The sequence below is a fragment of the Paenibacillus sp. 22594 genome, assembly GCF_052044425.1.
Taxonomy (GTDB): domain Bacteria; phylum Bacillota; class Bacilli; order Paenibacillales; family Paenibacillaceae; genus Paenibacillus_AQ.
This window is the reverse complement of record NZ_JBQENA010000001.1, coordinates 1,167,531-1,186,301: the sequence shown is the minus strand read 5'-3', so window position 1 is coordinate 1,186,301 and position 18,771 is coordinate 1,167,531. Positions and strand designations below refer to the sequence as shown.

Sequence of the window (18,771 nt, the reverse complement as noted above, 5' to 3'; positions counted from 1 at the left end):
TCGAATTTGCTCTAAACTTTGTTGAATATTTTGTCGATATATATCAAAAGATGTAGAAATAAAATTGACAGGAAAGAAATAGCACTTTACAATGCAGATATAGGTTAATCATTTCTACTATTTAGAAGCTTTGATAGCTTTTAACACCAATGATTATTAAGTGTTATTTTAAGGGAGGATGCATAGTGATGAAAGCAACAGGAATTGTAAGAAAAGTGGATGAACTGGGAAGAATCGTGATTCCGATTGAACTGCGCAGAACGATGGGAATTGACATAAAGGACCCGCTCGAGATTTTCGTTGATGGGGAAAAGATCATTCTCAGAAAATATGAGCCTACCTGCATCTTCTCCGGCAGTGCGGAAAACCTCATTAACTTCAAAGGCAAAATGGTCAGCAAAGATGTGCTTGACGAATTGATTGCCAGCTTCGACCACATATAAGCCAGTAGCCAGCAGCATTACATTTTAGACAAAAGGGACCGTAGGGCGTTCACCATAATGGTGGATTGCCCTACGGTCCCTTTTGATGGGCACAGCTAAAAGACGGCATCCCGCAAGCCCTTTGGCTTTCTCGCAAATCAGCTTGTGCCGTGGTTGTCCCCACCTTCGCGGAGCAAAGTATCCATGGTTTCTTCATCCGCCATATCCCCGAAGCAGGGATGCATCAGAAAGTCCGAGCACAGCACTTCTTTTTCCGCAGGTTGAATCAAAATAGTTCCGGAAACGCTCTTTACCTGCATCTGTGATGGGATATTGATATATTTATCACAAGCTACAATGGCATGTACATAGACAGCACCAGCTTCCATCCTATATTATAGGGCGTAAGACGGAAGCATACTGCCTGCAGAAGGCAGCACCTACAGAACAATAGAGAAGGGCTGGGTCATCTCATGAGTACGAAGTTGAAGAAACCGGAAGCGATCATTTTTGATATGGATGGAACGTTGTTTCAGACGGAAAGTTTGCTGCTGCCTGCTTATCATAAAATGTTTGATGTTTTGCGGGAAGAGGGTCTTTATTCCGGGCCTACTCCACCAGAGGAGCTAATTCTAAGCAGCCTGGGCATGCTGCTGTCACAGATCTGGAAGAATGTGATGCCGGATGCCGATGAGGCTGTTCACCGCCGCGCAGATGAGCTGCTGCTGCAGCTGGAAATAGAGGGACTGGAGGCAGGCGGTACCCTTCTGTACCCCAAGGTAACCGAGACGCTAGCGGCACTGCATGAGCGCGGAGTCAAGCTGTTCGTAGCGAGCAACGGGCTGGAGAGTTACATTCACAGCGTTGTTGTAGTGCATAAGCTCAAAGAGCTGTTCGATGGCCTCTACAGTGCAGGCGGACAAGGTACCGCCACCAAAACCGAACTGCTGCGCATCCTTCTGGACGAACATGGTATTAAGGACGCCTGGATGGTCGGTGACCGCTCCTCCGATGTGGAGGCCGGCAAAGGCAACGGGCAGACGGTCATCGGCTGCGCCTACGCAGGGTTCGGACGCCAGGATGAGTTGAACGGGTCGGATGTCATTATCTCCGCTTTCGATGAGCTGATCGGCCTTTACGACAACAGCACGGAGTAAGTGCTGAAATCGAAGCGAATCCCAATAATCAAAAGCACGTACACACGGGTGTCACTTTCGCCGTATAATCCGGCATGAGGGGCACCCGTGTTGACGTCTAAGGGATTAACGGAAGGCACGTTAACAAAGTTGCCAGACGATTTACTATTCTTAGGGCTGGTGTTTCGATGGGGGTACAGAGCCCGTTCATATTTTTAATTCAGATAGTCTGGTATAATATGAGATTAAAGAGACCGCGCTAACGTATAGCGAATATAAGCATTACGTTTACAAATTCATCGTTTACTATACATATACGGAGGGATATTTATTGTTGGTGAGCACAAAACTTCATATCCCCCATGTGCGTAAATCTCTGGTATCCCGGCCGAGGCTGATTCATAAGCTGAATGAAGGAAGAACGGCCAAATTGACACTGGTTTCCGCGCAGGCTGGATATGGGAAAACCACAGCGTTAAGTGAATGGGTCAAACAATGCCGCAGCGTTGTGGCCTGGGTGTCACTGGACCCGCAGGATAATGACTGGATTCAGTTCTGGAGTTACTTCACCGCCTCCATTCAGGAGAGAGAGCCGGGGTTTGGCTTGGGAGTTCAATCCCTGCTTGAGATAGGGCCTTCAACGTGTTCCGAGCCTGCAATCATAGAACTGCTGAATGACTTGAACGGCTATCCCCACGATCTGGTTATTATTCTCGATGATTATCATGTGATTGAACTTTCAGCTATCCACCAGTCCATGATCTATCTGCTAGAGCATTTACCACCTCATATTCATCTCTATATTGCCAGCCGTACAGATCTGTCCATACCGACCGCCAGGCTTCTGGCCAAAGGTGAATTACATCAGATTCAAATGCAGGATTTGCGTTTTCAATTGGACGAGGGACTTATCTTTTTTCGCGAAACAACGGATTTAGGCTTATCCCCGGAGCAAGTGAAGACGCTGTTCCAGCAGACGGAAGGCTGGATCAGCGGATTACAGCTGGCAGCTCTTTCTTTGAAACAAAGTGAGAATATTGCGGATACCCTTCAGCAGTTCAGCGGTCATCAGCATCATATTTCTGATTATTTGCTGCAAGAGGTATTTGAACATCTGCCGCAGCAGACACGTGATTTTTTATTGGAAACTTCGATTTTAAACCGTATGAACGCTTCATTATGTGGGGCGGTAAGCGGTCAACTGGACACTCAGACACAATTGGAAAGACTGGAGCAAATGAATCTATTCATTGTCCCTTTGGATGATCACAGGAAATGGTACCGGTATCATCATCTGCTCTCTGATTTTCTGCAGCAGCAATTGTTCCGAATGGACCCGGACCGGTGGGTGCAGGTGCATATCCGCGCAGCAAACGGGCTGGAGCATCTGGGATTTGACGAAGAAGCGGTGGAGCATTATTTAGAGGGACAACAGTTTCAGGATGCCGTCCGGTTAATTGAGAAAAATTTACATATGCTAGTACAGACAAAAAGTGTGGTATTGATCCGCTGGGTCTCCGTGTTACCAGAAAACTCCTTTGCGGAGAAGCCGATGATCGAATTGTTTGTGATATCCGTCTTATTGGGCGTTGGAGAATGGACAGCAGCTTTCCGCAGAGTGAAACAAGCTACCATCCGGTTCCAAGCTTTGGAGGGAAAACTGGCTGAGGTGGAATGGAAGCAGGCCATGGGCAATATCTACTTTTTCCATGCGATCACCGCTTATCTTCAAAAAGACTTGGAACAAACGTCAGCCTACTTCGGGTTGGTTGAACAGTATATGCCGGAGGGCAGTTTCTTTCAAACGGTGGGCCGCAACAGATACCAAGGTTATGATTCATTTGATGATCTGCTCGCACATATCAGCGATCTTCAGGCAGCGGATGCTTTTCTGTTGAGATGGATTACACTGTGGCAGAGCAAGCAGGAATACCCTTTTCTCGGCTTCTTATGTGCCTCTTACAGCAAGTTATTGTATGAGTGGAACCGGCTGGAAGAGGCGGAGCGGGTTGCTGCTATGGTAGTTGGACGCCAGGATATGTTGCCTTTTGCGCGGATTCTGATTCAAATATCCATTAGTGCTTCAAGAATCCAGCAAGCCAAAGGGAATCGGAGTCGGGCCACAGCGCTGCTGACCGAGTTAAAATCGCAGATTAACTCTCCGGATAACGAATTATTTATGTACAGAATCGAAGCGGAACAGGCTTGTCTGTCCCTGCGGCAAGGCTCGGTTCAAGAAGCAAAGGATTGGCTGCATAGATGCGGGATGACCCATACGGATGAGGTTTCGCTGAACCGGGTCTCAGAGTATCTTGCTTTTGCCAGAGTACTGGCTGCTTGTGAACGGATGGAGGATGCACTGTACCTGCTGGAACAGTTAATTCGCATGTTGGATAAGGAAGACCGTCTGCGGGATCGGATTCAGGTCCTCATTCTGCGCAGTATGGTACTTCAACGCTCTGGTCAATTGGAGGAAGCGTTGCTTCAGTTAGAGACAGCCCTGCATTTGGCAGAGCCGGAGGGGTATATCCGCAGTTTTATAGATGAAGGCCCTGCGATGGCTGAACTGCTGGCGGCTTATGGGAAGAGACTTCAGGGCAATCAATGGGGGGACGCGCCGCTTGTTACATCTGGTTATGTACAGCAACTGCTCCAGGTTATCCAGGTCACGAGCCAGGGCGGCTTACCAGTCGAACAGCCTCGTAAAGAATTACTTACCGATCAGGAAACGAAGGTCCTATTATTGATCGCGGGCGGATTGACGAATAAGCAGATCGCGTCAGATCTTAACATCACAGGTGAAACCGTAAAGTTCCATATTCGGAATGTGTACAGAAAGCTTGAGGCGAACAATCGGATACAAGCGCTGCAGCGTGCCAAAGAATTGAGTATAATGGATTAATTATCCTATATTTTTGCCCGTACCTCCCCAAATGGGGAGGTACTTTTTTGCATAGAAAGGCTTATAGTGGGATGAACACAATGAATAATGACACAGTGGAGCTTGGAGAACGGAATTATTTGTGAGAAATATATGAAGTTGAGAAGCGTTGGAGGAGAGAATGCGATGGATAGGATGTATCAAAAAGGATTGTCGATTTTCTTGGTGTTGTTAATGGTAATGGGTGGAATGTCAGGAGTTATTGCACCTAGCGGAGGTACGGCTCATGCTGCGGGGGGCTTCGCTGGAGGAACGGGTACAGCAAGTGATCCTTATCAGATCGCAACGGCGGATCAGTTGAATGAGGTTAGGAATCATTTAGAAGCGGGTCTTTATTTTGAGCTGACAGCAGATATTGATTTGAGTGGTTATGCAAATTGGGTGCCGATAGGAACATATGACCCATACAACTTTAATTTAAGGTTCTATGGGAACATGGACGGCAATGGATTTAAAATCACAAATTTGATGATTGTAAACCAAGCGGGAGATATTTTGGGATTATTCGGAGCGAGTATAGGGAATATTTCCAATATAATTCTGGAAGATATTGTGGTGGAAGGCGGATCCGCTGTGGGTGGCTTAGTGGGAAATAACGAAGGAACCATTAGTAATAGTTCCGCCACCGGAAGTGTTAGTGGATATCAATTTGTGGGCGGCTTGGTGGGAATTAACGATGGAACTATCAGTAATAGTTCCGCCACCGGAAATGTGAGTGGAGGTAACCATACGGGCGGCTTAGCTGGCGTTAGTGTTGGAAATATCAGCAACAGTTACACCACGGAAATTGTGAAAGGAAATCAATATGTGGGCGGCTTGGTTGGTAGCACTATGTTAGATAAATATCCATGTAGTATCAGCAACAGTTACGCCACCGGAAGTGTAAATGGAGATCAATATGTGGGCGGTTTGGTTGGTTTACTCGATCGTGCTACAAGCATCAGCAACAGCTACGCCACAGGGAGAGTGAATGGAAATCAATATGTGGGCGGCTTGGCTGGTTACAAAAATGGCTATGCAACTTTCAACCACAGCTTCTATGATAGCGACACAACAGCGCAGTCGGATATAGATAAAGGCACTGGTAAAACAACTGCAGAAATGAAAGATCCAACCACATTTAGTGATTGGAATTTCAGTGAAGATTGGTATATGCTAACAGGTCATTATCCTGAGTTATGGGCGTTTGTAGGTTTGACACCGGGAACGAATGTCGGAACAACGAAGTTAACTGGCGTATCGAGTGAGATGGAGTATAAAGTCAACACAAGCTCGTACATGCCGATAGTGAATACAAGCGTGGACAACATTGTAGTCGGAGTGGGCGATAAGATTTATTTACGAGTAAAGGGAGTTAATCAACCGGCACCTGCTGAGCATATTCGGAGTGTAGAAGCCCGGGATATCAAGATCGTAACTATCCAATCAGCAGCGATAGCAGGAGTAACCGTGCCGGTAGCTGGAGAAGCACCGGTTGCGGTACTAGCGGACACAGCAGAGTATACAGCGGCGATAGTCTGGACCCCGGCTGATGCGAAGTTTGCCGGAGCAACACTGTACACTGCGAAGATTACCCTCACGCCCAAGCCGGGCTATACTTTAGCCGGAGTAACTAAAGACTTCTTCAAGGTAGCGGGAGCGGCAACGACAAATGCAGCAGATTCAGGCGTTGTGACCGCCGTATTCCCAGCGACGGCAGCGTTGCCTATCACGACGGCAGCGATCGCAGGAGTGACAGTGCCGGTAGCCGGGGAAGCTCCGGTTGCGGCTATAGTGGACACGTCAGAGTATACAGCGGCGATTGCTTGGACCCCGTCAGATGCGACCTTTGCGGGAGCAGCCAGCTATACGGCAACGATTAGCCTCACACCCAAGCCGGGTTATACTTTAGCCGGAGTGGCAAAGGACTTCTTCAAGGTAACTGGAGCGACAACGACAAATGCAGCGGATTCGGGTGTTGTAACCGCCGTGTTCCCTGCGACGGCAGCGGTGCCTATCACGACAGCGGCGATTGCTGGAGTGGCATTGCCAGTAGCCGGAGAAGCACCGGTTGCGGTACTAGCGGACACAGCAGAATATACAGCGGCAATTGATTGGACTCCGGCAGACGTGAAGTTTGCCGGAGCAGCGATCTACACTGCGAAGATTAGCCTCACGCCCAAGCCGGGGTATACGTTAGCCGGAGTGACTAAAAACTTCTTCAAGGTAGCGGGTGCAACAACGACAAATGAAGCGGATTCAGGTGTTGTGACCGCTGTATTCCCGGTTACGGCAGCGGCGCCTATCAAGACGGCAGCGATAGCAGGAGTGACAGTGCCGGTAGCCGGAGAAGCACCGGTTGCGGTACTAGCGGACACAGCAGAGTATACAGCGGCGATAGCCTGGACCCCGGCAGACGTGAAGTTTGCGGCAGCAGCCAGCTATACGGCAACGATTAGCCTCACGCCCAAGCCGGGGTATACGTTAGCCGGAGTGGCTAAAGACTTCTTCAAGGTAGCCGGAGCAACAACGACAAATGCAGCGGATTCGGGTATTGTGACCGCTGTATTTCCTGCAACGGCAGTAGCGTCTATTTCAACCGCAGCGATAGCGGGAGTGGTGTTGCCAGTAACAGGGGGAACACCAGTCGCAACTGTGCCCGAGACGGCAGAGTATACAGCCTCAGTTGATTGGACTCCGGCAGACGCAACCTTTGCTGGAGGAACAGCCTATACCGCAACGATTAAAATCACGCCCAAACCGGGTTACACCTTAGCCGGAGTGCCGGAATACTTCTTCAGCGTAGCTGGAGCAATCACGACGAATACAGCAGATTCCGGTGTAGTCATCGCCAAATTCCCGGCGACGGCAATAATACCAGCGACAGCCGTTCCCATCACGGCAGCAGGGATAGAGGGTGTAATGTCACCGGTAACCGGGGCCACGCTAGTAACGACAGCGACCTACTCGTCAGAATATACTGCGACGGTTAGCTGGTCGCCAGCGACAACCGTGTTTGCCCCGGGCACGGTGTATACGGCAACGATCACAGTCACGCCAAGGGCGGGTTATACCTTAACGGGAGTGCCGGCCAACTTTTTCACGGTGGCAGGCGCAAGCACCACGAATACAGCAGATTCCGGTGTAGTCACCGCCGAATTCCTGGCAACAGCCACCGTGCCCGACACGGAACCCCCTGTGACAGCTATTCCTATCACAGCAGCAAGGGTAGCGGGTGTAACCGTACCAGTAATTGGAGCCGTTCCAGTAACAACGGCGACCTACACGCCAGAATATACGGCCACGGTTAGCTGGTCACCAGCGACAACCGTATTTGCCCCAGGCATGGTTTATACGGCAACGATTACAATCACGCCCAAGGGTAGCGGGTGTAACCGTACCAGTAATTGGAGCCGTTCCAGTAACAACGGCGACCTACACGCCAGAATATACGGCCACGGTTAGCTGGTCACCAGCGACAACCGTATTTGCCCCAGGCATGGTTTATACGGCAACGATTACAATCACGCCCAAGCCGGGTTATACGTTAACGGGAGTGCCAGCCTACTTCTTTACCGTACCCGGAGCAAGCACCACGAATACAGCGAATTCCGGTGTGGTAACTGCCGAATTCCCGGCGACAGCTCCTGACATCACCGACACGGGCACGGGCAATACTGTTACACCATCGACCAACAACATCATTACCAGCACAAATGGTAAAATAACGCTTCCGGTAAACCAGGCGGGCGAGGTGAGCTTCGAGGATGGGGTCAAGATTTCGATTCCTGCCGGAGCAGCAGCCAAGGAACTGATCGTATCGATCGAAAAGGTGCTGGAGCCACAAAAGCTTTTCCCGAATAAAGAAATCCTGCTCAGCCCCGTATACGAGATTACGAAAAACTTTGCAGAGGACTTCAGTAAACCGGTCACGTTGAAGATTGCGTTTGATCCGGCCCTTGTGACGAGTAACCAACAAGTAGTGATATTCTACTATGACGAAGTGAAGAAAGCCTGGATTGAAGCCGCAGGCAGCAAGATCGAAGGAAATCACATTATTGTAGAGGTTAATCGGGTAGGGAAATATACAGTACTCAGTGTGGATAAAGTGACAGGATTGCCAGTAAGAACACCGGTCACGGAGAGTCCTACAGAAATTACTCTTAGGGATGTCGCTGGACATTGGGCAGCAGCAAGCATCCAGCAAGCGCTAAGCATGGGAATGGTTAAGGGTTACCTGGATGGAACATTCCGGCCGAACCATTCGGTGACGCGTGCGGAATTCGCGGTGATGCTGATGAATGTATTAAAACCTCAAGGCGCAGGAGCGAATCTGACGTTCACGGATACAGCAACAATCGGAGCCTGGGCGCAGAGTGCAATCGCTCAAGCGGTGCAAGCAGGCATCATTACAGGGTATGAAGACGGCGGTTTCCGTCCGAATGCGGAAATTACCCGTGCAGAGATGGCGGTCATCCTCGCCAAAGCGCTAGGTGTGTCTACCGAAGGGAAGACAACAAGCAGCTTCTCCGATGACAAGGATATCCCAGCGTGGGCGAAATCCAGCGTGGATTTCGTGAAGCAAGCGGGAATTGCGCAAGGGAAAGGGGAGAATGCGTTTGCTCCTCAAGACTCTGCTACAAGAGCTGAGGCTGTGACAGTTCTGTTGAAGCTGCTGGCACAATGGAGTAACTAACAGCGGATTAATGGTGAACATTATTGTAGAATTCATAAGGTAAGTTGCTTTAGAACGTCAGGCAGATACGCTCCAAGGCGAGAGGATTTCTAAAATAGCCGGAAATCTCTGAGATATCGATAAATATTTATGCGTACCTCCCCATTTGGGGAGGTATTTTTTTGCGCGGAAAGGCTTATAGTGGGATGAACACAATGAGGAATGACACAATGGAGCTCGAAGAAAGGAATTGTTTGTGAGAGATATATGAAGTTGAGAAGTGTTGGGGGAGGGAATGCGATGGATAAGGTGTATAAAAAAGGATTGTCGATCTTTCTGGTGCTATTAATGGTTATGAGCGGAATAACGGGAGTTGTTGGGTCTGGCGGAGGGAAGGCTTCTGCGGCAGCGTCGGACTTCGCTAGAGGAACGGGTACGGCAAGCGATCCTTATCAGATCGCAACAGCGGATCAGCTCGATTTGGTTAGGGATTATTTAGGTCCAGGTCTTTATTTTAAATTGATAGCTGATATTGATTTGAGTAGTTATGCAAATTGGGTGTCTATAGGAACGACAATTAGTCCAGGTTATACTAAAATCGAAATTTTTTATGGAGACTTTGACGGTAATGGATTCAAAATTAAAAATCTGAAGAGTTATGATAACCAAAGCTCTTTTGCCGGCTTGTTCTCCATGATTGGTGGGAATATTACCAATATGGGACTGGAAAATGTAGACGTGTCTGGAGTTGTGGCGGGCAGTCTGGCAGGAGTTCTCTACAATGGAACAATTAGCAATAGTTACGCCACGGGTGTTATAAGTGCAAATTACTCTGCGGGCGGCTTGGTAGGAGGACAGAACCCAGAGGGAACCATATGGAACTGTTACACCAAAGTTAGTGTGAGTTCTACATCTTATTTTAATAGCGGTGCTGGCGGCTTGGTAGGGTGGAACAGCGGACCTATCAGCAACAGTTACTCTATAGGAAGTGTGAGTGGAGGTTCTTATGCAGGCGGCTTGGTCGGGATTAACTATAGCTCGATCAACAACAGTTACGCCACCGGTAGTGTGAACGGAGGTACTTTTGTAGGCGGCTTAATTGGTAATAACTACGGAACCATCACTCAAAGCTTATACGATAGTAGCACAACAGGACAATCCGATACAGGGAAAGGTATTGGTAAAACGACCAAAGAAATGCAAGATCCAAGCACATTTAGTGGGTGGGATTTTACTAAAGAGTGGTATATGATTACAGGTCAATATCCTCAGTTATGGGCATTTGTAGCCTTGACCCCAGGAACGTTTGTGGGAACAACGAAGCTAACCGGTGTGTCGAGTGAGATGGAGTATAAAGTTAATATAGGCTCGTATACGCCGATATTGTATACAAGCGTGGACAACATTGTAGTCGGAGTAGGCGATAAGATTTATTTACGAGTAAAGGGGGCTGCACAACCAGCGCTTGCAGAACATATTCGGAGTGTAGATGCCAAGGATATCAAGATCGTAACTATTCAATCAGCAACGGTTGATGGAGTGACTGTGCCTGTAACAGGGGCAACGCCAGTTGCGACAATAGCGGACACATCAGAGTATACAGCGGCAATAGCTTGGAACCCGTCAGATGTGACCTTTGCCGGAGCAGTCAGTTATACGGCGACGGTTACAATTACTCCAAAAGCAGGGTATACCTTAAAGGGAGTGCCAGCAAATTTCTTCACCGTAGCGGGAGCAACAACAACGAACGCAGCGGATTCAGGCATTGTGACCGCCGTATTCCCGGAGACGGAAGCGGCGCCAATCACGACGGCAGCGATAGCGGGAGTGACAGCACCAGCCGCAGGTGAAATTCCGGTTGATGCTCTAGCGGACACGGCAGAGTATACAGCGGCGATAGCCTGGTCTCCGGCAGACGCGAAGTTTACAGGAGCAGCGATCTATACCGCGAAGATTACCCTCACGCCAAAGCCGGGTTATACTTTAGCCGGAGTGACTAAAGACTTCTTCAAGGTAGCGGGAGCAACAACGACGAATGCAGCGGATTCGGGTGTAGTGACCGCCGTATTCCCGGCGACGGGAGCGGCACCTATCAAGACGGCAGCGATAGCGGGAGTGACAGCACCAGCCGCAGGTGAAATTCCGGTTGAGTCTCTAGTGGACACGGCAGGGTATACAGCGGCGATAGATTGGACTCCTGCAGATGTGAAGTTCGCCGGAGAAACAATCTACACCGCGAAGATTACCCTCACGGCAAAGCCGGGTTACACTTTAGCCGGAGTGGCTAAAGACTTCTTTACCGTAGCGGGAGCGACAACGACAAATGATGCGGATTCGGGTGTTGTAACCGCCGTGTTCCCTGCGACGGCAGCTGTGCCTATTACGACAGCAGCGATTGCTGGAGTGACAGTGCCGGTAGCCGGGGAAGCACCGGTTGCAGCACTGGCGGACACGGCAGAGTATACAGCGGCGATAGCCTGGTCTCCGGTAGACGCGAAGTTTGCCGGAGCAGCAAGCTATACGGCAACGATTAGCCTCACGGCAAAGCCGGGTTATACTTTAGCCGGAGTGGCTAAAGACTTCTTCAAGGTAGCGGGAGCGACAACGACAAATGATGCGGATTCAGGCATTGTGACCGCCGTATTCCCTGCGACGGCAGCGGTGCCTATCAAGACGGCAGCGATAGCAGGAGTGACAGTGCCGGTAGCCGGGGAAGCTCCGGTTGCGGCTCTGGCAGACACGGCAGAATACACAGCGGCGATAGCCTGGACTCCTGCAACTACAATCTTTGCCGGAAAAGTAAGCTATACAGCAACGATTAGCCTGACGCCCAAGCCGGGCTATACTTTAGCCGGAGTGGCTAAAGACTTCTTCAAGGTAGCCGGAGCAACAACGACGAATGCAGCGGATTCGGGTATTGTGACCGCCGTATTCCCTGCGACGGCAGCGGTGCCTGTCGCGACGGCAGCGATAGCCGGAGTAACCATACCGGTCGCAGGTGAAGCGCCGACAACATCGATAGCGGATACAGCAGAGTATACAGCGGCGATAGCCTGGACCCCGGCAGATGCGACCTTTGCGGCAGCAGCCAGCTATACGGCAACGATTACCCTCACGGCAAAGCCGGGCTATACTTTAGCCGGAGTGGCTAAAGACTTCTTCAAGGTAGCGGGTGCAACAACGACAAATGAAGCGGATTCAGGTGTTGTGACCGCCGTATTCCCTGCGACGGCAGCGGTGCCTGTCGCGACGGCAGCGATAGCGGGAGTGGTGTTGCCGGTAGCAGGGGGAACACCAGTCGCAACTTTGCCAGAGACGGCAGAGTATACAGCCTCAGTAGCCTGGACCCCGGCAAACGCAACCTTTGCTGGAGGAACAACCTATACGGCAACGATTACCCTTACGCCCAAACCGGGTTACACCTTAGCCGGAGTACCCGAATACTTCTTCAGCGTACCCGGAGCAATCACGACGAATACAGCAGATTCCGGTGTAGTCATCGCCAAATTCCCGGCGACGGCAATAATACCAGCGACAGCCGTTCCCATCACGGCAGCAGGGATAGAGGGTGTAACGTCACCGGTAACCGGGGCCACGCCGGTAACGACGGCGACCTACTCGCCAGAATACACCGCCACGGTTAGCTGGTCGCCAGCGACAACCGTATTTGTCTCAGGCACGGCGTATACGGCAACGATCATAGTCACGCCAAGGGCAGGTTATACGTTAACGAGAGTGCCTGCCAACTTTTTCACCGTCGCAGGCGCAAGCACCACGAATACAGCAGATTCAGGTATAGTAACCGCCGAATTCCCGGCAACAGCCGTTGTGCCCGACACGGAACCCCCTGTGACAGCTATTCCTATCACAGCAGCAAGGGTAGCGGGTGTAATTGCACCAGTAACCGGGGGCATTCCGGTAACGACGGCGACCTACTCGCCAGAATATACGACCACAGTTAGCTGGTCTCCAGCGACAACCGTATTTGCCCCAGGCACGGCGTATACGGCAACGATCACAATCACGCCCAAGCCGGGTTATACCTTAAGCGGAGTACCCGCCTACTTCTTCACCGTACCCGGAGCAAGCACCACGAATACAGCGGATTCCGGTGTGGTAACCGCCGAATTCCCGGTGACAGCGCCTGACATCACCGACACGGGTTCGGGTAATACTTTTACACCGTCGACCAACAACATCATTACCAGTACAAATGGTAAAATAACGATTCCGGTAAACCAGGCGGGCGAGGTTAGCTTCGAGGATGGGGTTAAGATTTCGATCCCCGTCGGAGCAGCAGCCAAGGAACTGATCGTATCGATCGAAAAGGTGCTGGAGCCACAAAAGCTTTTCCCGAATAAAGAAATCCTGCTCAGCCCCGTATACGAGATTACGAAAAACTTTGCAGAGGACTTCAGTAAACCGGTCACGTTGAAGATTGCGTTTGATCCGGCCCTTGTGACGAGTAACCAACAAGTAGTGATATTCTACTATGACGAAGTGAAGAAAGCCTGGATTGAAGCCGCAGGCGGCAAGATCGAAGGAAATCACATTATTGTAGAGGTTAATCGGGTAGGAAAATATACTGTACTCAGTGTGGATAAAGTGACGGGATTGCCAGTAAGAGCGCCTGTCACGGAGAGTCCTACAGAAATTAACCTTAGGGATGTCGCTGGACATTGGGCAGCAGCAAGCATCCAGCAAGCTCTAAGCATGGGGATGGTTAAGGGGTACCTGGATGGAACATTCCGTCCGAACCATTCGGTGACGCGTGCGGAATTCGCGGTGATGCTGATGAATGTGCTAAAACCTCAAGGCGCAGGAGCGAATCTGACGTTCACGGATACAGCAACAATCGGAGCGTGGGCTCAGAGTGCAATCGCTCAAGCGGTGCAAGCAGGCATAATTACAGGGTACGAGGACGGCGGTTTCCACCCCAATGCAGAAATCACACGTGCCGAGATGGCAGTCATCCTCGCCAAAGCGCTAGGTGTGTCTACCGAAGGTAAGACAACAAGCAGCTTCGCTGATGACATGGATATCCCAGCATGGGCGAAGGGCAGCGTGGATTTCGTGAAGGAAGCGGGAATCGTGCAAGGGAAAGGGGGAAATGCGTTTGCTCCTCAAGCCTCTGCTACAAGAGCGGAGGCAGTAACAGTTCTTTTGAAATTATTGGCTCAACAGAAGAAATGAATTAGAGCTACATCGTAATTTAGATAAAATATTGATAGTAGTATCCAAACAGCAACAGCCCCTTCCTTACCTGCGGAGGGGCTGTTGTTCTATGAGGATCACGTGCTATTCCTCAACCGTTGATTTGGGATAGGTGTATACTCGCTAATCGGTTTATTCGAATGTTCGGCAGGATTCGTGTAATGAATTTGCCCATTGATAGTTTATACCCTTGTTAACGTTCTATTCACAATACTCTGATAATCTCTATAAGTGTTAGGCGGATGATCATCGGGCCTCAATATATAGAATGATGCGGAGGATAATAATGTTAATATCTATGAAAAAAGGGCTGATCGCTGGTCTGGCAATATTAGCTGTGATTGGGTTAGGCGCGAGCCTTGTATTTCCCGGGAAACATGCCACGGCCGAGAAGGGTCAGACCAAGCCATCGGCATCTCCGATTGAAGCCCCTGCCAATCTTGATGATATCGCGGGTCTGACTTCCTTCGTTGATGGAATCATGGAAGAAGATATGAACCGGCTACAAATTCCGGGAGCGGTCATCTCCATTGTAAAAGACGGCAAAATCATTTTAGCCAAGGGTTATGGCAGTTCCAATCTGGCACAAGCGGCTCCGGTTGACCCTACAACCAGCATGTTCCGGATCGCTTCAACGACCAAGCTGTTCACCTGGACAGCGGTGATGCAACTGGTTGAACAGGGCAAGATTAATCTGGACACTGATATTAACACCTACCTGAAATCAGTGAAGATCCCTGCCACTTATCCTGAGCCAATCACGATGCGTCATTTGATGACACATACAGCAGGGTTTGAAGAGGGGGGAGTAGGTTATCAAATCACCATAGATCCTGCTAAATTGCCGGGGTCCATCTCGGAAACACTCAATAAACATATGCTGGCACGGGTGAGACCGCCTGGAGTGATGAGTTCTTATTCTAACTATGGAGCTACTCTTGCGGGTATGATTGTGGAGGATGTCAGCGGCGTTCCTTACAATGATTATATTCAAAAGTATATTTTCGATCCGCTCGACATGAAATATTCGACGGTAGTGGAGCCTTTGCCGGAGTCATTCATGCCCTACAATGTTGTGGGGTACAAGAACGAGAACGGAAGCTTTATTCCTGGTACACCTACATTCGAAGGCGGATTTCGTCCTGCAGGGTCGGGTACCGTATCTGCAATAGATATGGCACACTTTATGATCGCCCATCTGCAGAATGGGAAATATGGTGACCAAGAGATTCTGAAACCTGCGACCGCAGAACTAATGCATTCAACGGTGTTCCAATTCGATAAACGTCTGCCGGGAGTGGATCTTGGGTTCGCAGAGAAACGAATCAACGGGATAACGCTAATCACTCATGGTGGTTCGGACCCCATGTTTAATACGGAATTATATCTTGCGCCTGCCAAGCAAGTAGGTATCTTCTTATCCTACAACGGCGGTCAAGGTGATGAATCCGCAGCAGGTCTAGTCGAGGCCTTTTTCAATCGGTATTATCCCGATTCTGTAGCTGAGCCGACTAAGTTCTCCGCAACTGCGGAATCTGTTCAGAAATATGCAGGCTCCTATCAATTTACACGCCGAAACATTAGTGATATTGATAAGTTCTTCAACTTTTTTGTCCAGCTGAATGTCACGATTGTGGATAATAAGTTATCCTTGGGAAGTGGTAGTGAACAACAGCTGTACAGAGAAATCGGTCCGAACCTGTTCCAGCATGAGGGAGGTACCGAGCAAATTGGCTTCCGGACGAACGGGGCCGGTAAGGTTACACATATGCTCTTGGGCATGGCTCCGGATATGCCGCTGGAGCGTACGCCACTCTTGGATCAGAACAAGTTTTGGCTTATCGTTCTTGGCGTATCGGGGTTGATTTTCGTCACTGCATTGCTCGGATTAATCTTCTCCAGACGCAAGATCAAGGCGATGACGCCTCCGGAAAAGTGGGCCATCCGACTATCTGCGGGAACGGCTGGTTGGGCGCTACTGTCTGTCGTCATCATATTTATGGTGATTATGTCTATGGACACGATGCAGAAGTTCACCGGGATCAGTCCTTGGCTTTCTCTCAGTTTGGTTATGCCAGTCCTTTTTGTTGGTTTGACCGTATCTTTGCTAGTCTCGGCTATTTTGGTTTGGAAGAATAAGTATTGGTCAGCTTTCAAACGTGTGCATTACACGCTAGTGACGCTTTCGGCTGTCGCGATAACTCTATTTTTTTACTATTGGAATCTGCTGGGTTGGCAGTTCGGATAACGTCATTTCTTGCCAAAAATAAATCATATATAATATAAGCCTACGAGGAGGATGATCGTGGCTACTATACTTATCGCGGATGATGATGATAATATCCGAAAGCTGATGTCTCTGTTTTTGCGAAAAGAAGGATTTGACCTCAAAGAAGCCAGGGACGGAACTAAAGCGCTGTCCATTATAGAGAACTCGCAAGTTGATCTCGTCATTCTGGATATTATGATGCCAGGACTTAACGGTTGGGATCTGTGCAGGGAAATCAGGCGCTCTGATGCCAATCTACCCCTCCTCATGGTGACGGCCAAAGCGGAATCTGCACACAAAGTGAAAGGGTTTCAACTCGGTACGGATGATTACCTGACCAAACCTTTTGATCCGCTTGAACTGGTGATGCGGGTAAAAGCGCTGCTGAAACGCTCGCTGGTTGTTTCTTCCCAGTCTGTGCAGCTGGGCGATGTGATGCTCAACCGCCGCACTTTTCAGGTTACGCGTGGTGAAGAACCTGTTATCATTCCTTTAAAAGAATTTGAGCTTCTGTTTCTGTTAGCCAGTCACCCCGGGCAAATCTTCACAAGAGAACAGTTGATCATGCAAATCTGGGGATTAAATTATGAAGGTGACGGCCGGACTGTAGATGTGCATATAAGCCGGTTGAGGGAGAAATTCAGCGGCAACGGCGAGCGGTTTCAAATCGAAACGGCCCGCGGCCTTGGATACCGGCTGATCCCTGAGCCATGATCAAGACATTGTATGTACGCGTCATTCTTACGTTTCTCGGGATCATTATCTTTAGTCTAATCTGTTCCTTTTTCATTGGCTTGTATGTTTTTCAGCAACCAATCAGTGATAAGGGACAGAACGAAATGATTGCAGTGGGGAAGGAGATCATTCACCGCTATGATGAAGCCAAACCTAAAGATACAGATGAGTTCCTGAATAGTATGGTTAAGGTATCGGAACACCCTATTCACCTATACAATCAGTCCGGGGAACATACTTTTTACGGGCTCATGGGCAGTCCTGCTGTCACCATCACCCCCGAAGCTGTCGGGCAAGTCTTGCAGGGGAAAATCTATCGTTCCTCCGCGGAAGATAAGGATACGTTCATCGGAATGCCCTTTATGTTGAAGGGGGAGTGGCGTGCAATGTTCTTGCAGTACTCTGCCGAGAACGAAAATATCGTCAACCGGATGATACTCTTTGTGCTGTTGCTCGTGCTTTTGCTGGGGAGTGTATGCATTCTTATAGCTGCCAGATATTTGGTGGAGCCGATCAAAGCTTTGACGATTGCAACCAAAAGACTAGCCAAGGGTGATTTTGAGGTAGATCTTAAAGTGAACCGTGTGGACGAGATCGGGGATTTGACGCAAAGCTATGTGGAGATGGCAGGGGAACTGAAGCAGCTGGAGCAGATGAGACAGGATTTCGTATCCAACGTCTCTCATGAAATCCAGACACCGCTTACGTCTATTGCCGGCTTTTCCAAGGCGCTGCAGAACAATGATTTGATTCTGGAAGAGGAACGTAAGGAATATCTTGATATCATCATTGCGGAGAGTGAACGTCTATCGAGGTTAAGTGATAATTTGCTGAAGCTCGCTTCTCTAGATTCCGAGCATCATCCCTTCACAGCAGAATCCTTCCATCTTGACGAGCAGATTAGAACAGTCGTTGTGACCTGTGAGCCGCAATGGTCTGCCAAAAGCATCGTATTCGATCTGGAACTTCCGGAAACTGTCAATATTACGGGGGATGAAGATCAGCTGAAGCAAGTATGGATGAATCTGCTCAGCAACAGCATTAAGTTCACGCCTGTAGGCGGGAGGATCCGCATCAGTATAGTCAACAGTGCAGCAGAAGTACTTGTCACCATCAGTGATACTGGCATCGGGATTTCCCCGGAAGAGTTCAACGCCGTATTCCAAAGATTTTATAAAATAGACAAGTCGCGAAACCGAAATAACAATGGGAACGGCCTGGGACTCGCGATCGTGAAAAAAATTGTCTCCCTGCATCAGGGGAGCATTGAGGTGAACGGAGCAATTGGAGAGGGAACGACGATGATCATCAGGTTGCCCGTAAGCCAAACATGATGAAATCTTTGAAATGCCAATTAGATCATAGAAGAGATAACAGAGATTAAACGGAGAACCATACAT

General features: G+C 49.4%; 10 protein-coding genes. 9 read left to right on the top strand and 1 reads right to left on the bottom strand.

The genetic code is table 11. The features are described 5' to 3' along the window. The first annotated feature begins 185 nt into the window (after nt 1-185). Nucleotides 186-443, top strand: coding sequence for an AbrB/MazE/SpoVT family DNA-binding domain-containing protein (locus tag ACTJKB_RS05475; RefSeq protein WP_042211697.1), 258 nt, complete (start codon nt 186-188; stop codon nt 441-443). 137 nt (nt 444-580) lie between these two features. On the opposite strand, the gene ACTJKB_RS05470 is transcribed toward ACTJKB_RS05475, so the two are convergent. Further along, nucleotides 581-811, bottom strand: coding sequence for a hypothetical protein (locus ACTJKB_RS05470; RefSeq protein WP_440832302.1), 231 nt, complete (start codon nt 809-811; stop codon nt 581-583). Between the two features lie 84 nt (nt 812-895). Between ACTJKB_RS05470 and ACTJKB_RS05465 the strand changes: the two genes are divergently transcribed. From ACTJKB_RS05465 to ACTJKB_RS05430, 8 genes are all read left to right on the top strand, one after another. Next, nucleotides 896-1,579: an HAD family hydrolase gene (locus ACTJKB_RS05465; protein WP_440832301.1), complete on the top strand. Its 684-nt coding sequence runs from the start codon at nt 896-898 to the stop codon at nt 1,577-1,579. 316 nt (nt 1,580-1,895) lie between these two features. Beyond that, on the top strand, nt 1,896-4,460 hold the full coding sequence (locus tag ACTJKB_RS05460) for a LuxR C-terminal-related transcriptional regulator (protein ID WP_440832740.1): 2,565 nt from the start codon (nt 1,896-1,898) through the stop codon (nt 4,458-4,460). Nucleotides 4,461-4,625: 165 nt separating this feature from the next. Next, the gene (locus tag ACTJKB_RS05455) at nt 4,626-7,943 is read left to right on the top strand and encodes a GLUG motif-containing protein (protein ID WP_440832299.1); all 3,318 of its coding nucleotides are present in this window, start codon (nt 4,626-4,628) and stop codon (nt 7,941-7,943) included. 34 nt (nt 7,944-7,977) lie between these two features. Then, a complete protein-coding gene (locus ACTJKB_RS05450) occupies nt 7,978-9,174 on the top strand; it encodes an S-layer homology domain-containing protein (protein WP_440832298.1) in 1,197 nt (398 codons plus the stop codon). 279 nt (nt 9,175-9,453) lie between these two features. Continuing rightward, complete coding sequence (locus tag ACTJKB_RS05445) at nt 9,454-14,346, top strand: S-layer homology domain-containing protein (RefSeq protein ID WP_440832296.1); 4,893 nt, start codon at nt 9,454-9,456, stop codon at nt 14,344-14,346. Between the two features lie 319 nt (nt 14,347-14,665). Then, on the top strand, nt 14,666-16,615 hold the full coding sequence (locus ACTJKB_RS05440) for a serine hydrolase domain-containing protein (protein WP_440832294.1): 1,950 nt from the start codon (nt 14,666-14,668) through the stop codon (nt 16,613-16,615). 57 nt (nt 16,616-16,672) lie between these two features. Beyond that, nucleotides 16,673-17,350, top strand: a complete 678-nt coding sequence (locus ACTJKB_RS05435; RefSeq protein WP_440832293.1) for a response regulator transcription factor — start codon at nt 16,673-16,675, stop codon at nt 17,348-17,350. Further along, on the top strand, nt 17,347-18,705 hold the full coding sequence (locus ACTJKB_RS05430; protein ID WP_440832291.1) for a HAMP domain-containing sensor histidine kinase: 1,359 nt from the start codon (nt 17,347-17,349) through the stop codon (nt 18,703-18,705). The genes ACTJKB_RS05435 and ACTJKB_RS05430 overlap by 4 nt, the downstream gene beginning before the upstream one ends. The last annotated feature ends 66 nt before the right edge of the window (nt 18,706-18,771 follow it).